This window comes from Yokenella regensburgei ATCC 49455, assembly GCF_000735455.1.
Lineage (GTDB): Bacteria > Pseudomonadota > Gammaproteobacteria > Enterobacterales > Enterobacteriaceae > Yokenella > Yokenella regensburgei.
This window is the reverse complement of sequence record NZ_JMPS01000064.1, coordinates 143,682-162,883: the sequence shown is the minus strand read 5'-3', so window position 1 is coordinate 162,883 and position 19,202 is coordinate 143,682. Positions and strand designations below refer to the sequence as shown.

The 19,202-nt window shown below is 54.8% G+C and carries 13 protein-coding genes; 5 read left to right on the top strand and 8 right to left on the bottom strand.

Annotated features, from left to right (window positions below; translation table 11 throughout):
• The first annotated feature begins 56 nt into the window (after positions 1-56).
• The gene (gene ansB / locus GYRE_RS15125; RefSeq protein WP_038256334.1) at positions 57-1,103 is read left to right on the top strand and encodes an L-asparaginase 2; all 1,047 of its coding nucleotides are present in this window, start codon (positions 57-59) and stop codon (positions 1,101-1,103) included.
• 150 nt (positions 1,104-1,253) lie between these two features.
• Positions 1,254-1,745, top strand: a complete 492-nt coding sequence (gene eco / locus GYRE_RS15120; protein WP_072009078.1) for a serine protease inhibitor ecotin — start codon at positions 1,254-1,256, stop codon at positions 1,743-1,745.
• Between the two features lie 36 nt (positions 1,746-1,781).
• Here eco and mqo read toward each other — a convergent pair whose 3' ends face one another.
• Complete coding sequence (gene mqo / locus GYRE_RS15115) at positions 1,782-3,434, bottom strand: malate dehydrogenase (quinone) (RefSeq protein ID WP_038256332.1); 1,653 nt, start codon at positions 3,432-3,434, stop codon at positions 1,782-1,784.
• 272 nt (positions 3,435-3,706) lie between these two features.
• Between mqo and GYRE_RS15110 the strand changes: the two genes are divergently transcribed.
• Positions 3,707-4,948, top strand: a complete 1,242-nt coding sequence (locus GYRE_RS15110; protein ID WP_038256330.1) for a SulP family inorganic anion transporter — start codon at positions 3,707-3,709, stop codon at positions 4,946-4,948.
• Here GYRE_RS15110 and mgtE read toward each other — a convergent pair.
• From mgtE to ompC, 6 genes are all read right to left on the bottom strand, one after another.
• Positions 4,911-6,347, bottom strand: a complete 1,437-nt coding sequence (mgtE, locus tag GYRE_RS15105; RefSeq protein WP_006820897.1) for a magnesium transporter — start codon at positions 6,345-6,347, stop codon at positions 4,911-4,913. The genes GYRE_RS15110 and mgtE overlap by 38 nt on opposite strands.
• A 32-nt stretch (positions 6,348-6,379) precedes the next feature.
• Entirely contained in the window at positions 6,380-8,023 is a 1,644-nt protein-coding gene (locus GYRE_RS15100; RefSeq protein ID WP_038256328.1) for a multidrug ABC transporter permease/ATP-binding protein, read from the bottom strand.
• Between the two features lie 74 nt (positions 8,024-8,097).
• The gene (gene alkB, locus GYRE_RS15095; RefSeq protein WP_038256326.1) at positions 8,098-8,748 is read right to left on the bottom strand and encodes a DNA oxidative demethylase AlkB; all 651 of its coding nucleotides are present in this window, start codon (positions 8,746-8,748) and stop codon (positions 8,098-8,100) included.
• Positions 8,748-9,812 carry a bifunctional DNA-binding transcriptional regulator/O6-methylguanine-DNA methyltransferase Ada gene (ada, locus tag GYRE_RS15090; RefSeq protein ID WP_038256324.1) on the bottom strand — a complete coding sequence of 355 codons (1,065 nt, stop codon included), beginning with the start codon at positions 9,810-9,812 and terminating at the stop codon, positions 8,748-8,750. The genes alkB and ada overlap by 1 nt, the downstream gene beginning before the upstream one ends.
• A 72-nt stretch (positions 9,813-9,884) precedes the next feature.
• Positions 9,885-10,940 carry an FAD:protein FMN transferase ApbE gene (apbE, locus tag GYRE_RS15085; RefSeq protein ID WP_038256322.1) on the bottom strand — a complete coding sequence of 352 codons (1,056 nt, stop codon included), beginning with the start codon at positions 10,938-10,940 and terminating at the stop codon, positions 9,885-9,887.
• Positions 10,941-11,044: 104 nt separating this feature from the next.
• Positions 11,045-12,187 (bottom strand): porin OmpC, encoded by a 1,143-nt coding sequence (gene ompC, locus GYRE_RS15080; RefSeq protein ID WP_038256320.1) that lies wholly within the window; start codon positions 12,185-12,187, stop codon positions 11,045-11,047.
• A gap of 741 nt (positions 12,188-12,928) precedes the next feature.
• Between ompC and rcsD the strand changes: the two genes are divergently transcribed.
• The gene (gene rcsD, locus GYRE_RS15070; RefSeq protein WP_081874660.1) at positions 12,929-15,601 is read left to right on the top strand and encodes a phosphotransferase RcsD; all 2,673 of its coding nucleotides are present in this window, start codon (positions 12,929-12,931) and stop codon (positions 15,599-15,601) included.
• A 16-nt stretch (positions 15,602-15,617) separates the two neighbouring features.
• Positions 15,618-16,268, top strand: coding sequence for a response regulator transcription factor RcsB (rcsB, locus tag GYRE_RS15065; protein WP_006820905.1), 651 nt, complete (start codon positions 15,618-15,620; stop codon positions 16,266-16,268).
• A 32-nt stretch (positions 16,269-16,300) separates the two neighbouring features.
• Here the strand turns inward: rcsB and rcsC are convergent, their stop codons facing one another.
• Positions 16,301-19,150 carry a two-component system sensor histidine kinase RcsC gene (rcsC, locus tag GYRE_RS15060; RefSeq protein WP_038256401.1) on the bottom strand — a complete coding sequence of 950 codons (2,850 nt, stop codon included), beginning with the start codon at positions 19,148-19,150 and terminating at the stop codon, positions 16,301-16,303.
• Positions 19,151-19,202 lie beyond the last annotated feature (52 nt).

Here is a 19,202-nt window from a genome sequence, read left to right as displayed (position 1 = left end):
TTTTTCATGTGGGTATAAGGATAATCCCAGCAACTCATTCATAAGGAGATTGACGCATGTCCCGTTTGACACTCTCAGCAGTCGCATTGCTCGTTCTTGGCTGCAGCAGCACGGCAATGGCGCTCCCTCAGGTCACGATTCTCGCCACCGGCGGTACCATTGCCGGAGGGGGGGAATCCGCCACACAGTCCTCCTACACTGCCGGTAAAGTCGGGGTTGAAAGCCTGGTAAAAGCCGTTCCGCAGCTCAAGGACATTGCGGTCATCAAAGGCGAGCAGGTAGTGAATATCGGTTCGCAGGATATGAACGATGCGGTATGGCTGACGCTTGCTAAAAAGATCAACGCTGAATGCAGTAAAACCGACGGTTTTGTCATTACCCACGGGACAGACACCATGGAGGAAACCGCCTATTTCCTCGACCTGACGGTAAAATGCGATAAGCCCGTGGTGCTGACCGGGGCCATGCGTCCTTCCACCGCCATGAGTGCCGATGGCCCTTTCAACCTGTATAACGCCGTGGTGACTGCCGCCGATCCGGCATCGGCCCGCCGCGGCGTCTTAGTCACCATGAACGATACGGTGATGGATGCCCGCGACGTTGCGAAAACCAATACGACCGACGTCGCCACCTTTAAAGCGGTGAACTACGGTCCGCTCGGGTATATTCATAACGGCAAAATCGAGTACCAGCGCTCTCCTGCCCTGAAGCACACCACCGCCACACCGTTCGACGTCAGCAATCTGACCACGCTGCCAAAAGTGGGTATCGTGTACAACTACGCCAACGCCTCCGATTTACCGGCGAAGGCGCTGATTCAGGATGGTTATCAGGGCATCATCAGCGCCGGGGTGGGTAACGGGAACCTCTATAAAACCATCTTTGATACCCTTGCCACCGCAGCCGAAAAAGGGGTGGTAGTCGTGCGTTCTTCCCGCGTACCAACCGGCGCGACCACCCGTGACGCCGAAGTAGACGACGCTCGCTACGGGTTTGTCGCCTCAGGTACGTTGAACCCGCAAAAAGCGCGCATACTGCTGCAGCTGGCGCTGACGCAAACCCGCGATCCGCAGAAGATTCAGCAGTACTTTAACGAGTATTGATCGTTTTTCCTGCCAGCATTCAAGCCAGCCATTCGGCTGGCTTTTTAGCACATATAGCTGGATGAAATGAAAAAATCAGTAAATTCCGCTTATCATTAGCCGTATCAGTGCTACGCTATTCCGGTATTAAACTGATAAAAAGGATTAACAGTGAAAAATTCTCGTTTACTCATCGCATCCATGCTGGCTGCTGCCTGCGTCTCCGGCAGCGCCTTCGCCGGCGAGCAACCACTGGAAAAAGTTGCCCCTTATCCGAAAGCGGAGAAAGGCATGAAGCGCCAGGTCATTCAGCTGCCAGAGCAGAAGAATGAAGGCGATTACAAAGTCGAGCTGTTGATCGGCAAAACCCTGGAAGTTGACTGCAACCAGCACCGTCTGGGCGGTGAGCTTGAAAGCAAAACGCTGGAAGGCTGGGGCTACGACTACTATGTCTTCGATAAAGTGAACGGACCGATGTCCACCATGATGGCCTGCCCGGACGGTAAGAAAGAGAAGAAATTCATTACCGCAGGCCTGGGTGATAACGGCATGATCCGTTATAACAGTAAACTGCCAATCGTGATTTACACACCGGATAACGTCGACGTGAAATACCGTATCTGGAAAGCCGAAGAGACCGTCAACAACGCGGTTGTTCGCTAAAACAACCCCCCCGGTGATGAGCCGGGGGTTTTTGCTTCAGAGCGCGATATCCGCCATCTCTTTCACCGTAGTATCCTGCACAACCGGCTGCGCCTTCGGTACCGGATCGAAACCGGCCTGCGGCTCGTAATGTAGCTCAAGCACATCACTGGTATAGGCCAGCGCCTGCTCGATGAGCGCCGGATTATCCTTAAGCTTCATGCCCCACGTCGGGGTGATTTCCTTGATCTTTGCCTGCCAGGAAGGCGTTTGCACTCGCGCTTTGAAGACACGTTCCAGCAGTTTGAGCATCTCAGGTGCGGCGGTAGAAGCCCCGGGTGATGCGCCAAGCAGTGCGGCAACGGTGCCTTCATCATCGCAGACCACCTCCGTTCCCAGGCGTAGTTCGCCGCCTTTGCTGGCAGAACGTTTGATTATCTGCACCCGCTGACCGGCCTGCCATAGCCGCCAGTCGCCTTTCTCCGCCTGCGGGTAGTAATCAGCCAGCGCCGCATAGCGATCGCCCTCTTTCTGCATCACCTGGCTTATCAGGTATTTGATCAGATCAAAATTATCCAGCCCGACATTGATCATCGGCAGAATATTGGACGTGTTGGTCGAGGCCAGCAGATCCCAGAGCGATCCGTTCTTGAGAAACTTTGTCGAGAACGTGGCAAACGGCCCGAACAGCAGCACGCGTTTACCGTCGATGATGCGGGTATCAATATGCGGCACCGACATTGGCGGTGCACCAACAGAAGCCTGGCCGTACACTTTTGCCAGATGCTGGTTCACCACCTCCGGATTCTCGGTCACCAGGAACTGCCCACCGACCGGGAAGCCAGCGTAATCGGCTGCCTGCGGGATCCCGGTTTTTTGCAAAAGCTTGAGCGCAGCCCCGCCGGCACCAATAAAGATAAATTTCGCCCTGATGGTACGTCTGGCATGGCGCTGTTTAGCGTCGCACACCGTCACCGTCCAGCTGTTATCCGTGTTGCGTTTAAAACGCTGCACTACCGTTCCGACCTGCAGGGAGAAGTTCTCCTGGCGCTGCAGAGATTTAATCAGCTGACGGGTGATTTCACCGTAATTGACGTCGGTACCCACTTCGGTGCGCGTTGCGGCAACCTTCTGGCCCGGATGGCGTCCCTCCATCACCAGCGGCGCCCAGGCTTTGATCTGCTCGTGATCCTCTGAGTAGCGCATACCACGGAACAGATCGCACTGCTGCAGCGCACGATAACGCGCGCGCAGGAAATTCACGTTGTCGTTGCCCCAGACAAAGCTCATGTGCGGTACGGTGTTGATAAAGGATTTTGGCTGACGCAGCGCGCCACGGATAACCTGATGGGCCCAGAACTGGCGGGATATCTGGAAAGATTCGTTAATCGCGATAGCTTTGTCGATGTTGATAGTGCCATCAGCTTTTTGTGGCGTGTAGTTGAGCTCCATCAGTGCGGCGTGACCGGTCCCCGCATTATTCCAGCCGTTAGAACTCTCTTGTGCCACGCCGTCCATCTGTTCAACCATGGTGATTGACCAGTCTGGCTCCAGCTCCTGAAGCCAGGTGCCGAGCGTCGCGCTCATAATGCCACCGCCAATCAGCAATACATCCGTCTCTTGCTCAGTGCGGGTGTGGGTTCGGGCGGCAGTTGCGGCTGCATCGGGAACAGACACCTGTGAGCTGGGTACGGCCAACGTTTTTTTCATCGTATTAGAGCCTTACATGAACTCGCGTTTGTTTTTAGCGCAGGTGAAACGATTCGGTAAGTTCAAGTTATCACTGACGATGAAAAATTTAAATATTGTTTAAACTTTAAGTTTAGTTTTGAGATCTGTTAGAAAATTGCTAAAAAAATGTATCACCAAACTGATGATTAGGGCTGGCAGAGTGTGAGCTGGCGCGCTATTATCACCCGTTTTGTGATGAAGCGCACGGAAGCCAGCGTCTGTACTATCATCATTCTCACGTGCGAAAACTTATGCCCGAATCTCAGATCTCTGCGCCACATCAGGCGACTATTAAGCACATACTGCGCTCTCCCGCACTGCTCACCCGTGAAACCCTGGCCGGGGTGATAACCGCCCTTGCGTTAATCCCGGAGGTTATCTCATTTTCGGTGATTGCCGGCGTCGACCCTAAGGTCAGCCTGATTGCCTCTGTGGTGCTCTGTCTGGCGATGTCGGTGCTGGGTGGACGTCCTGCCATGGTGACCGCCGCCGCAGGCTCTGTCGCGCTGGTGATTGGCCCTATGGTGCACCAGTACGGCGTAGGCTACATTCTGCCCGCGGTTATCCTGGCCGGATTCATCCAAATCCTGTTCGGTATGTTTGGTATGGCAAAGCTGATGCGCCATGTTCCATCATCGGTGATGACCGGCTTTGTCAACGCGCTGGGAGTGCTGATTTTCTTTGCCCAGGTGCCGCATTTCTGGAGCCGTAGCCCGCTCATTGTCGCACTGTTTGTTGCCACGCTCCTTATTGTGCTGTGGGCGCCGAAAGTCATCAAAAGCATCCCTTCCCCACTTATCGCCATCGTGCTGCTCACCCTGTTTACCGTCACCACCGGTCAAATACTGCCTACCGTCGGCGATGCAGGCGAAATGAGCAAAGGGCTTCCGGGCTTTACGCAACTGCAGGTGCCGCTGAATCTCGAAACGCTGGCCATCATCTGGCCCTGTGCGCTAAGTGTGGCGTTTGTTGGCCTGCTCGAATCGCTTTTAACCGCACGGCTGGTCGATGACATTACCGCAACGCCTTCCAGTAAATCGCGGGAAAGCACCGGGCTCGGCATCGCCAATATCCTCGCAGCCAGCTACGGCGGCATTGGCGGTTGCGCGATGATAGGTCAGACGATTGTCAACGTGGAGATGGGCAAAGGTCGCAGCCGGATATCCACACTTGCCGCAGCGCTTGTCCTGCTGCTGTTGGTGACCATACTCAGCGAAGTGATGGCAAAAATACCGATGTCAGTGCTTGCCGGGATCATGGTGATTGTGGCGGTGAAAACCGTCAGTTGGCACAGCATTCAGCCGGCAACGCTTAAAACCACACCGTGGTCTGCCACCCTCGTGATGGTAATAACCGTTGTGGGAACACTTACCACCAGCAATCTGGCAGTAGGTGTGTTAGCGGGGATGGTGGCGATGTGGCTCATTCCGCGCCACCTTCGCCAGAAGCACGACGTTAAGTCAGAAACAGCGTCGCCAGACCGAGGAAAATAAAGAATCCGCCGGTGTCGGTGATAGCGGTTATCATCACGCTAGAACCGATAGCCGGGTCACGCCCCAGACGAGTCATAATCATCGGGATCAACACCCCCATCAGCGAAGCAACCAGCAGGTTCAGCACCATTGCCAGCATCATTACGCCGCCGAGCTGAGGATCGTCATACAGCCACCAGGTGACGCCCCCCATAATCCCGCCCCACACCAGGCCGTTAATCAGCGCCACGCCCATTTCGCGCAGGATCAGGAACGAGAAGTTACCTGGCTGGATGTGCTGCAGGGCAAGCGCCCGCACAATCATCGTAATCGTCTGGTTACCCGTGTTCCCGCCAATACCGGCGACAATCGGCATCAGTGAAGCCAGCGCCACCAGTTGAGAAATCGTGTGCTCAAAGCCGTCAATCACTCGCGAAGCAATAAACGCGGTGCATAAATTGATAGCAAGCCAGGCCCAGCGGGTTTTTATCGCTTTGCTGACCGGGGCAAAAACGTCCTCGTCGTTGCTAAGACCGCTCATCTGACGAATATCGTTGTCGGTCTCTTCGTAAACCACATCAACAATTTCATCGATGGTCAAACGCCCCATCAGCTTGCCGTCGGCATCAACCACCGCGGCACTGACCAGGTTGTCACGTTCGAAGGTGCGTGCCACCTTCTCGGCGTCTTCTTCCGGGTGGAAGGTCACCGGTTCTGCTTCCATCACTTCGGCCACCATACGATGCGCCGGGTTCAGCAGAATAGTTTTCAGCTCCAGTTCGCCGAGCAGATGCTTGTCGCGGGAAATCACGAACAGCTTATCGGTGTTCTCCGGCATTTTGCCGCGAATGCGCAGAAAACGTTGCACCACCCCGAGCGTCACGTCCGGGCGAATGGTGATTATCTCGAACTCCATGATCGCGCCGACGCTGTTGCGGGCGTAATTAATCACTTGTCGTACACGCGCCCGCTCTTCCGCCGGTAGCGAGGCAACCAGACGGCCGGTCAGGTTACGCGGCAGGTGCTGGACGAGATAAATCTGTTCGTCGATATCGAGGGTTTCAAGGGCATCGAGTAGCGCGCGGTCGCTCATGCCTTCAATCAGGTCTTCCCAGACGTTTTCTGAGGCTTCCAGCAGAACCTTACCGCGCTTGTCGTCCTCCACCACATTCCACAGGGCATGGCGTTCATCAGTAGGCAGCGCTTCCAGGGTATCCGCGAGATCCGGTGCGGGCAGGTGCGCGGTGAGCGCACCTACTTCGGCGATATCCCGCGCTAACGTGCCGGTATCGTACTGTTGTTCTGGAGGGATTTTACCGAGCAGGGCCGCCGTTATCGTCTTGTCGGTGGTTAACATCCATATCAGACGCGCACGTTCCTGGTCACGCAGCTGGGCGCTGTTACTACTTATTACGGACATCTGTCAGCAATCCTTGAAAAGGGTAAAAATCATCAGGCGGTTCGCGCCACCGCATCTCGTGAGGCGGCATCACGCTCTTCTCCGACGAGCTCGCTTAACTGGCCGTTGCGCATTTCCAGCAGACGGTCTGCATGAATAAAATAGTGGTCATCGTGGCTTATCGCAAACACCGTTTTGCCCATCTGTTGAATAAGCGGTAGCAGGACCTGGTAAAACTCGCGGCGGAAATGCGGATCCTGATCCGCGGCCCACTCATCGAGCAGAATAATGTCACGCTCTTCTGCCAGCGCCAGCAGCAGCGCCACGCGTTTTTTCTGTCCTTTCGACAGCTGCAGGTTAAGGATTTTACCGTTTTCCAGCTCAAGCTTATGCGCCATTTTCAGCTGCTGCAGCCACTTCTCCACCAGCTCAGGGGAGGCCTGTTGCCCCTCGGGGCCAAGCAGCCTGTCGAACAGCCAGACGTCGGTAAACACGGCAGAAAAGAGCTTGCGATAATCTTCCGGTTTTTCCGCTGCCAGCGGTTCGCCGTCAAGCAGGATTTGCCCGGAAATCGGTTGATACAACCCCGTCAGCAGCATCGCCAGAGTCGATTTTCCACTGCCGTTACCGCCAATCAGGAACACCATTTCGCCGCGGTTCAGCGTCAGGTTAATTGGCCCGACGGCAAACTTCTGATCCTGATAGTGGAACGTGACGTCGCGCAGCTCAAGGGTCTGCCACTGACGGTTCGCTTCCGGCACCGGGAACTCCGGTCGGTAAGGCGCCAGTTCAAATTGTTTCAGCTTCCTGAATGCTACCTGGGCGCTGAGCAGCGTCGGCAATGCCCCCACCGCCGACAGCAGCGGCGTGCGCAGGAACAATAGCGTCAGAGAATAAGTGGCCGCCACGCTGGTATTCGCCCAACCGAGGCCGTTCGCCATCCAGAACACCAGCCCGATAGCGCCAAGCATCATAATGTTCGACCAGTTTACCGCGCTCAGGTGGAAGGTATCGGAACGGATAATATGGTGGCGGTACTCGCGGGCATCCGGAATATACAGCTGGTTGTAGATGTATTCGGCGCGTTCACGGTTGAGGGTCAGCTCTTTACGCCCTTCCAGCACCGTCTGGTAGTCCTGATAGAGCTTGTCTTCGGTTTCACGCAGGGTCGCCATGTGCGCGTACACCCGCGCCACCAGAATAAAGCCGACCCAGATAGTTATCGCCACCCACACCGCCGTGACCAGCAGCATTTTGCTGGACAACCACGCCAGATAGGCCGCAGAGCCAAAGGTCAGAATAATGCCCTGTACCAGCTCCGGCAGGCGCACGAAAGCGATAGTGATATTGCGCACGTCGCTGGTTAACCCCGCCAGCAGCGAGGCGCTACCGAGCTTCTCAATGCGTTCTATCTGCGTGTCGAGGATACGTTTGATGAATTCGCTACGCAGGCGATAAACGAAGTGATGTCCCAGCACGGTTAACGCCAGCTGAGAGCCGAGCGTGACCGCCATCAACAGCAGCAGTAAGCCCAGGAACTCCGGCAGAACGCTTAACGAGGTATCAACGACGGTGATAAGGCGCATATTGATGTAAGCAATCAGCCCAATGCCAAGCGCGGCGCTCAGCAGACTCAACGCCATCACAGCGATAAATGGCCAGCGGTACTGGCGCCAGACAAGCAGGAGAAGTTCCATAACACAACCCGGACGAGAAAAAGCAGCCAGCAGTTTAAACTGCTGTCAGGCTACATCAAGAATAATTCTTATTTTTATTCACTAAGTCCGGTGGTACGGAAGGTCAGGTTATAGCGAAACGCATCAGTAAGCGGGTGATGCCCCTCTTTGAGCGGTTGAATACCGTGATAGAAAAGCCGCGACGCTCCACCCCACACCACTACGTCACCGTGCTCCAGCAATACCCGCTTCAACGGATCATTGCGCCGTAGTCCGCCAAACTGGAAGATGGCCGGAAGCCCAAGCGAGACCGAAACGATAGGCGCCAGCAGCGTGGCCTCGTCTTTGTCCTGATGGAGCGAGAGCTTCGTCGCCGGGGCGTAGCGGTTGATAAGACAGGCATCCGGGCAAAAATCGGGATAACCGGCCGCCAGCGCGGCCCGCACAGCAAAAGCGCGAAATAGCGCAGGCATAGCAGGCCACGGGCTGCCGGTTTGCGGATCCTGCGTGGCGTACAGATAGCCGTGCCGATCGGTGGCCCAGCCCCGCGCGCCACAATTGGTCATCGCCACCGACATGGTATACCCGCCGGGCGTTACCATCTGGCGAAACGGCGATACGCTCGCCACCGCGCTGATGGCAGTGAAAAGTTCCCCGGCCTCGGCGCAGGCAAAGCGGCGCAGGATCACCGCGCCGTCGGCAAGCGCCTCCTGCCAGGGTTCCTCATCGGCGAACAGATCAAGCATTACACCTCTCCGCTTTTCGCTTCACGCCGCAAAAGCTCGGCTTTACGCGCTACACCCCAGCGATACCCCGACAGGGTACCGTCATCGCGCACCACCCGGTGACACGGGATCACCAGCGCCAGCTTGTTCGCCGCGCAGGCTCCCGCCACGGCGCGCACCGCTTTGGGCTGGCCGATATGTTCCGCAATTTGTCGATAGCTGCGGGTTTCCCCGACCGGGATCTCACGCAGCGCCTGCCAGACGCGCTGCTGGAACGCGGTACCGCGAATATCCAGCGGCAGCGTTGAAGGTACGTGCTGCGCATCGAGGCAGACAATCACTTTGCCAAGGCGCTGCACCAGTGCGTCATCGCCCGGCTGAATGTTCGCCTGCGGGAAAATCTGCTGCAGTTCGGCCACCAGCACGCTGTCGCTGTCGCCAAGCAGCACCGCACAGACGCCCCGCTCGCTCTCGGCAACCAGGCATAATCCAGTGGCGCTATTGCCCAACGCATAATGAATATCGGTATTCTTCCCGCCCTCACGATACTGCCGCGCGGTCATCCCCAAAACCGCATCGGCGCTGCGATAGTAGCTGCTGCTGGTGGGGAACCCGGCGTCCAGCATTGAGGTGGTGACTTTCTCCCCCTGCGTTAACGACTCGCGCAGCCGACGGGCGCGCCAGGCCTGCTGCCAGGCTTTTGGCGTCATTCCGGTAGTGGCTTTGAACAAACGGTGGAGGTGAAACGCGCTTATCCCAACCGCTACGGCCAGTTCATCCAGCGTGAGCGGGGTGTCCTGCTCCAGCAGGCGACAGGCTTTGGCAATTTTCTCTACCCGCTGCTGCCCGGGATCCTGCTTATCAGGCTGGCAGCGTTTGCAGGCACGGAATCCCGCCGCCAGCGCGGCCTGGGCGTCCGGGAAGAACTGCACATTCTGGCGCAACGCATGGCGTGCACGACAGGATGGGCGACAAAAAATACCGGTGGTCTGTACGGCAAACACGAACATACCATCCGCCTGCGGGTCGCGATTCAGCACCGCCTGCCAGCGGGATGCTTCGGTTGTCAGCGTGTTCTGTTTCATCATGGCCTCCTTGGTTAAGGTTAGCCCTACTTTGCCGTACAGTCGGTGAGAAAAAACCCGCAATCTTGCTTTTTAATTTTTGCCGCTGACGAGGAATCCGGCGAACTGCGGCGACATCCAGGTCTTAAAGTTTTCACCTTCTTTGGTGATCATGTAAACCGCCAGCCCCTGTTCCCGCACCACTTCTTTGGCTTTCTCCGGCCCCAGCACCATCAGCCCGGTGTCCCAACCGTCGGCTTCCAGCGCGGTCGGCGCAATCACCGTCACCGACACCAGATTGTGCTGAATCGGTTGCCCGCTCTGCGGATCGATAACGTGAGAGATGCGTTTTCCATCCAGCTCGTAGTAGTTGCGGTAGCTACCCGAGGTACTGATCCCGTGGCCGTTGATATCAACGATAGCCTGCACCGCGTTTTCACGATCGGTCGGTTTCTGGATAGCCACGCGCCACGGCTTACCCTCGGCGTTCATCCCGCGGCTGACCAGCGCGCCGCCCACGGAGACCAGGTAACGGGAGATCCCTTCCTGCTCCATCAGTCGTGCCAGATGATCCGCGGCATAGCCTTCACCTACCGTCGAAAGATCGACATAAAGATCCGGAATGTCTTTCTGCAAGAATTGCTTGCCCGACTGGTTTACCACCGTCAGATGCTGCAGACCGGTGCGCGCCTTCGCGGCGTCAATCTGCGCCTGGGTTGGCGTTTTCACTGGTTGTTTGTCCGGACCAAAACCCCAAAGATTGACTAACGGCCCGACGGTAATATCCATCGCCCCGTAGGTTTTTGCGCCAATCCGCAGCGACTCGGTAACGATATCGGCCATCGCTTCCGTCACTGGCCAGAGTGTCGTGCTCTGAGAATGATTGAAACGCATCAGCGCGGAGTCACTTTTCCAGGTCGTCAGCAGCTGATCGTCTGCGTCGAGCTGCGCCTGTACCCTTTCACGTAAAGATTTTTGCTGAGCGGCATTCAAATCGATGGCGCTGACACGCCAGTAGGTCCCCATGGTTTTTCCTTCCAGCACCGTGGCGGCAGGTTTTGTCACTTCCGGGGTTTTGCTGGCTGAATCGCAGCCAGACAGGAGCACACAGGTTGTCAGGAAAGCTGTGCGTAAAAAAGTCATGTCCATGTCGTTGTTATCCTCTTGCTGAAGGCGCAAGGGTACACCAGTTTCAGCAAGTTGAGACATTAAAAAAGGGGCCAGAGGCCCCTTTGTATCACTATGCAGTGAGATTAGAACTGGTAAACCAGACCCAGTGCAACAACGTTGTCGGTACCGATACCGTTGTTTTTGTAGAAGTCGTCGTTACCGTCCAGCAGGTTGATTTTGTAATCAACGTAGGTGGACATGTTCTTGTTGAAGTAGTAGGTCGCACCCAGATCTACGTATTTAACCAGATCTTTGTCGGAGTCGCCGCCGAAGGTGTTCAGGCCTTTACCTTTAGACTGCAGGTAAGAGATCGCCGGACGCAGACCGAAATCGAACTGGTACTGAGCAGTGATTTCGAAGTTCTGAGTTTTGTCAGCGATACCGCCGCCGTTCAGGCTATCAGTGCTGCCGTACGGAGTCATGTTGCGGGTTTCAGCATACATGGTAGCAATGTAGACGTTGTTCGCGTCGTACTTAGCACCAGCAGTCCACGCTTCAGCTTTGTTACCACCAGTGTACTGCTGGTTAGCCAGGTTAGCGTTTTTCTGATCGTTGGTACGGTTAGAAGTGGTGTAACCCGCACCTACGCTGAAGCCTTCGCCGATGTCATAGGTAGAAGAAACACCGAAGCCGTCGCCGTTAGCGTTACGGAAGCTACGGTTACCGTTGTTGGTACCTTCGCCAGAACCTGGGTTCTCGTTTTTACCCTGATACTGCAGAGCGAACTTCAGGCCGTCAACCAGACCGAAGAAGTCGTTGTTACGGTAAGTTGCAACACCGTTAGTACGACCAGTCATGAAGTTGTCAGACTTGGTGTAGGAGTCGCCACCGAACTCTGGCAGCATATCGGTCCAGCCTTCTACGTCGTACAGAACGCCGTAGTTACGACCGTAGTCGAATGAGCCGTAGTCGCCGAATTTAACACCAGCGAATGCCAGACGAGTCCATGCGTTGCCGCTGGAGTTTTCGGTGTTGTTCGCTTGAACGTTGTATTCCCACTGGCCGTAACCGGTCAGCTGGTCGTTGATCTGAGTTTCGCCTTTGAAGCCGAAACGAACGTAGGACTGGTCACCGTTGGCGCCGTCATCACTAGAGAAATAGTGCAGGCCATCAACTTTACCGTACAGATCTAATTTGTTGCCGTCTTTGTTATAAATTTCAGCCGCATTCGCTGCGCCCGCTACCAGCAGTGCTGGTACCAGGAGGGACAGTGCTTTAACTTTCATGTTATTAACCCTCTGTTATATGCCTTTTTTATGCCACTGCTTACTGATTAACGTTCTAATCAGTCGGCTAGTTCATTTTGCTGCAAAATGCAGAATAATCCAACAAGAATATGATACTAAAACTTTTAAGGTGTTTCAAATTGCCCACAAGATGTTTCATTTTGTAAATTTTAGGGAACTTTTTTTCGCCACGATTAGCTAACAAATAAAGCACAAATAATCAAAAAAACCATTTTCTACATTAATAAACAACAAGTTAACCGCAAAACAAGTGATAGCACTGAATGACAAAACAAAACCTTCACCCGCAACTAAAATACTCGACGCTATCATCATTAACTTTATTTATTACCGTCATTCAGTTCTGAATGTCTGTTTACCCCTATTTCAACCGGATGCCCTGCATTCGGTTTTTTTTACCTTTCTTTACGCAAGCTGAATTTTCTTGTGCTACCAGCGGGAAATGATAACGATTATTAACTAATCAACCCGTAACTATCAGTGTTTTCTTAGAGACATACAGAAAATATTCTCTTGATATTTTGTGCTATTCCTTTGCCCCAGGACACAGATATTTGTACAACCGTTCAGGAACTGTACACTTTTAGTCAAATGAGACTGTGCACCAGGAATAAGGAGGAAAATCGGCGGGAATCGTCGTTCGAGTCTGGAATTTGCCGCGTCAGCCTTTATACTGCCAGCAGCATACGGCGCCTTCGCCATTACCTGTTTGATACGACAATGAGTCATTCTGCCACGATGATCCCAAACAAATTCTCCTTAATACCAGGCAACATCACACGCTTCTTCCTGCTGATGATCGTGGTGCTGCTGGTAACCCTGGGTGTTCTGGTACAAAGCGCGGTCAACGCGTGGCTGAAAGATCGTAGCTATCAGATAGTGGATGTGACGCATGCCCTGCATAAGCGTATTGATACCTGGCGCTACGCGACCTGGCAGATTTACGACAATATTGCGGCTTCTGCGGGTACCAGCGGCGAAGGACTGCAGGAAACGCGAGTCAAGCAAGATGTCTACTATCTGGAAAAACCAAGACGCAAAACGGAAGCGCTGATTTTCGGTTCTCACGACAGTGCGACGCTGGACATGACCCAGAAGATGTCGACCTACCTCGACACGCTGTGGGGCGCGGAAACCGTGCCGTGGTCGATGTATTATCTGAACGGCCAGGATAACAGCCTGATTTTGATCTCCACGCTGCCGCTGAAGGATCTCTCTTCCGGCTTTAAAGAATCGACTATCGGCTCTATCGTTGATTCGCGCCGCGCAGAGATGCTCCAGCAGGCCAACACGCTGGATGAGCGTGAAACCTTCTCGTCGCTGCGTAAGCTTGCCTGGCAAAATGGTCACTACTTTACGCTGCGCACCACCTTCAATCAGCCGGGCCATCTGGCGACGGTTGTGGCTTTCGATTTACCGATTAACGACCTTATTCCACCGGGCATGTCGCTTGATAGCTTCCGTCTGGAACAGGACACATCGCCAAACGCCGTGCGTCCATCCGAGAAAGAGGCGGCGGACAGCGTCAGCATCAACTTCAACAGCTCGCGCATCGAAATCTCTTCTTCTATTAACAGCACCGGCATGCGTCTGGTGTGGCAGGTCCCGTTTGGCACCCTGCTGCTCGATACGCTGCAAAACATCCTGCTGCCGTTGCTGTTAAACATTGGCTTACTGGCGCTGGCGCTGTTTGGCTACACCACCTTCCGCCATCAACCAGGCCGTAACCAGAGCGATTCAGTTTCACCAACGGCGGTGAGCAATGAAATTCGTGCGCTGCGGGCCATCAATGAAGAAATCGTCTCGGTGTTGCCGCTGGGCCTGCTGGTTCACGATCAGGAATCTAACCGCACGATACTCAGCAATAAAATTGCCGACCATCTGTTGCCGCATTTGAATCTGCAGAACATCACCAGCATGGCCGACCAGCATCAGGGCGTTATTCAGGCCACCATTAACAATGAGCTGTATGAAATTCGCCAGTTCCGCAGCCAGGCGGCACCGCGAACTCAAATCTTCATCATTCGCGATCAGGACCGGGAAGTGCTGGTGAATAAAAAGCTCAAGCAGGCCCAGCGGCTGTATGAGAAAAACCAGCAGGGTCGCGCCGCCTTTATGCAGAATATCGGTGAAGCACTGAAGCAGCCGGTTCGTATGCTGGCCGAAGAAGCCGCTCATGTCGGCGGCGATGAGGCGAAAAAGCTCGCCGCCAATGCCGACGTACTGGTACGCCTGATCGATGAAATTCAACTGGCCAACATGCTGGAAAATGACAGCTGGAAAGGCACCTCTACTCTGTTCTCGATTCAGGATCTGATCGATGAGGTAGTGCCGGAGGTTTTGCCCGTTATCAAACGTAAGGGGCTGCAGCTGCTGATTAACAACCGTCTACCGGCGGGTGATGAACGTCACGGCGACCGCGATGCGCTGCGTCGGGTCCTGCTGCTGCTGATTCAGTACGCCGTCACCACCACGCAAATTGGCAAAATCACCCTTGAGGTGAATACCGATGAGTCAGCCGACGACCGCCTGACGCTGCGCATCCTGGATACGGGTAATGGCGTCAGCAACAGCGAAATCGACAATCTGCATTTCCCGTTCCTGAACGACACTCAGGGCGACCGCTACGGTAAAGCTAACGCCCTGACCTTCTGGCTGTGCGATCAGCTGGCGCGCAAACTCGGTGGACATCTCAACATCAAAGCACGAGATACCCTTGGCACCCGCTACTCGCTGCACGTGAAAATGGCCGCCCGCGCTCAGGATAGCGAGGCCGAAGAGCGTCTGCTGGATGACGTGGTGGCAATGATTGATGTGACGTCAAACGAAATCCGCACTATCGTGGTACGGCTGCTTGAAAACTGGGGGGCGACCTGCATTTCCCCGGATGAAAGGCTAACAAGTCAAGAATATGATCTCTTTTTAACGGATAATCCGTCTAATCTTACTGCCTCGGGCTTGCTTTTAAGCGATGATGAGTCTGGTATCCGCAAAATTGGCCCAGGCCAACTGCGCGTCAACTTTAATATCAGCAACGCAATGCAGGAAGCTGTACTGCAGCTGATCGAAGAGCAACTGGCTCAGGACGAGATCGTGGAAGCGCCGTCTACAGGCGTGAATGAAAACGCCGAGCTCCACGCCAGCGGCTATTACGCGCTGTTTGTCGATACGGTACCCGACGATGTTAAGAGGTTGTATACTGAATCATCAGCGCATGATTTTGCCGCGCTGGCGCAGACAGCACACCGACTTAAAGGGGTGTTTGCCATGCTAAATCTGGTACCCGGCAAGCAGTTATGTGAAACGCTGGAACATCTGATCCGTGAGAAAGATGCTCCAGGAATAGAAAAATATATCAGCGACATTGACGCTTACGTCAAGAGCTTGCTGTAGCAAGGTAGCCTTATACATGAACAATATGAACGTAATTATTGCCGATGACCATCCGATTGTACTGTTCGGTATTCGCAAATCACTTGAGCAAATCGAGTGGGTGAATGTTGTTGGCGAATTTGAAGACTCCACCGCACTGATTAACAATCTGCCGAAACTGGATGCCCACGTCCTCATCACCGATCTCTCCATGCCGGGAGACAAATACGGTGACGGCATTACGCTGATTAAATACATCAAGCGTCACTTCCCGACGCTGTCGATCATCGTTCTGACCATGAACAATAACCCGGCGATCCTGAGCGCGGTGCTGGATCTTGATATCGAAGGGATTGTCCTGAAGCAAGGCGCACCTACTGACCTGCCAAAAGCACTGGCCGCCCTGCAGAAAGGCAAAAAATTCACGCCAGAAAGCGTGTCTCGTCTGCTGGAAAAAATCAGCGCAGGCGGTTATGGCGACAAACGCCTGTCACCGAAAGAGAGCGAAGTGCTGCGTCTGTTTGCCGAAGGTTTCCTGGTTACCGAGATTGCCAAGAAACTCAACCGCAGCATTAAGACCATCAGCAGCCAGAAGAAATCGGCAATGATGAAGCTGGGTGTCGAAAACGACATCGCCCTGCTGAACTACCTCTCCTCGGTCACCCTGAGCTCCGCCGACAAAGATTAATCCCCGCTTCCCCCGGTAGCCCCGGGGGGAAATCAGGCTGTATCCCTTGCCTTTCTGACTTGCGCGACGTAGAACGCCAGCGTCTGTTTCAACACGTCCAGCACCACGGGTTTCGACAGACAACTGTCCATGCCGGATTCAAGGCAGCGCTGCTTCTCTTCCGCCAGCGCGTTCGCGGTCACCCCTACTACCGGGAGCGTCAGCCCCAGCTGGCGGATCCGCTGCGTCAGGCGATAACCATCCATGTTAGGCATGTTCACATCGCTCAGCACGATATCAATGTGATTCTTACTGAGCACGCTCAGCGCATCAACGCCGTCGTTGGCCGTTTTACACTGATAACCAAGCGATCCGAGCTGATCGGCAAGCAGCCGACGGTTTATCGGGTGATCGTCCACAACCAGGATCATCATGTCGTCGTTCATCGCGGCCGAATCCGCTGAGGCCGCGGTGTCAGGCGCATCGGCATTTTCCGATTCAAGCATGTAGATGCGACCGAGCAGCGCCACCAGCTCATGAGGCGTTGCCACGCTTTGCAGCCAGACGCCGGGCGAGCGTTCAACCGGGATCCCGATATGGCGACGACAGAAGACCACCGCCGCCCGTCCTGCCCATGGTGTCGTTAGCTCGCCATCGGTGATCAGCGTATCGTCGACTCCCGGCTGCTGCCCTTCATAGCGTCGGACCTCAATCCCCCGCAGGGCGAGCAACGATTCAAGATACTGGCAGAGGAAATCATTATTCACCGCCAGCCAGCAGCGTTTGTGCATCAGCCCATCGTTTGAAAGCGCCAGCAGATTCTGCGCGCCATACAGCGGAATACGGATAGTAAACTGGCTACCCATGCCCGGCTCGGTGTCTACGGAGATATCACCATCCATCATGCTGATAAGCTTTTCGCAGATAGCAAGCCCAAGGCCGGTCCCCTGGAAGTTGCGCTGTACGCCGGTGCCGACCTGGAAGAATGGATCAAACAGACGCACCACTTCTTTCGCCGGAATACCGACGCCGGTATCGCGCACGCTGATGCTGAGATAATCCCCGACGGCGCGCACGTGCAGCACGATACAGCCGATATCGGTAAATTTAATCGCGTTGCTCAGCAGGTTTGAAATAACCTGCTGCAGACGCATCGGGTCACCCATCATCTGCTGCGGCACGTCTGGCTCGATAAAGCAGTACAGCCCCAGCTGTTTGCGGACGACCAGCGGCAGATAGTTTGCGGTGATATGGTTCATCACCTCACGTGGGGAGAACTCGCGCGGTTCTATCTTCAACTGCTCAGACTCAATTTTCGAGAAATCGAGAATGTCGCTGATGATTTTTAAAAGCAGGCTGGAGGAGTTGTTCATCGCCGTCACCAGACGATCCACCCCTTTCGGCAGCTCTTTAGTTTGCAACAAATCGAGGTTACCGATAATACCGTAGAGCGGGGTGCGCAGCTCGTGGCTGACGGTGGCGAGGAACATCGATTTCGACTGGCTCGCCTGCTCGGCCGCCTGCGCCATCTCCTGCAATGACTCTTCCATTTTGACACGCGAGCTGACGTCAACCAGCACGCAGATAGCCACGTTCTCGTTGCGGTAGCGAGAGTGCACAAAACTTATCTGCAAGTTCGTGTTGTTGCTGGTCAGTACGTCAACAAAGTTGACCTGCTGCCCGCAGATAATTTGCGTCAACCGCTGACGGTCTTCATGGGTCAGCATGTTGAGGTAGTTGTGTGCGAGCTCGTTGCTCAGAATGTTAGTGCCATCCTGAGTACGCAAAATACAGATCCCAACCGGCGCCGAGGCAACAATTTTGCGGTTGAACTGCTCATGCTCCTCCAGCCGCTGGGCATCGCTTTCCGCCGGAATAAAGATCCGCCGCTCGTACATCCGCGCGAGCATAAACAGCGCCGCGCCCACCAGCACGTTCAGCAGAATGGCATTGAGGATCAGCATGCGAATACGTTCCAGCACCAGATCGACCGGTACGGAATAGACCACGCTGAGCGACGACGGCGGCAGGTTTTTTTTCAGCACCAGCTCGCGGAAGCCTGAGGTGTAACCAAACCACGAGCGTTCCTGCATCCAGTGTGGCTCAACCTTAATTTTGCTCTCCGGCCCGGCGAGCGAAATCAGCGACTGGCCGTTTTCGTCGAGAATCGTCACCCCCATCGGTAAATTACCCGGGGTGAAAAAGTTTTCCATCCGTACCGTCTGCTCGACGCCAAGCAGTCCCTGCAGACGATTAGCCAGATATACCGGGGTTAAAGCATAGAAATTCCCTACGCCCGGGCGTGGCCCCTGGCTAATCCAGTACAGGTTGTTACCGCGCTCATCCTGCGGAGCATCGCGGTATTTCATAATGCGTTCGTGCAGCAGTTTCAGGGCCTGATCGCGCTCGACGGGAATATCCCGCAGGCCGAAATTAGCCATGCACAGATTATCGCTGCTGATCAGGAAGATACGGTTGAGATCGTAGGCAGCGGAGAAATTATCGCGCCAGTAGCGCAGAAACCACGCCAGTGACTCGAGCGAACCGCGCCAGCTGCTGCCGGTTGCGGTGCAGTCTGAGTCGTCAAACAGCGGGACAAACTCCGGTACGTCGGTGTCCTGGCTGCTTCCCCGCGATGCGAGCACGCCGTTAGTGGCGGTGAGTCGGTTTTCCGCAATGTACTTCAGCTCTTTCATCACGTCTGATGTGCGCTGAATATAGCGCTGCGCCTGATCGGAGCTCAGGTTAAATTCCTGGCGGATCTCTGACTCTTTCGTGTGCAGGGCGTTCACGATGTAGAACACCGACGAGAAGGCAATCAGCAGCCAGATTAACAGCGCCAGCGCCCGAAACAGGTAACGGGAGACTTTCAGAGTGGTGCGGAAAGAGACAAGGTATTTCAACGTTTGGCCGTGTGCGTACAGAAAGATGTGCTTAAGGTAGCGGCAAACGACG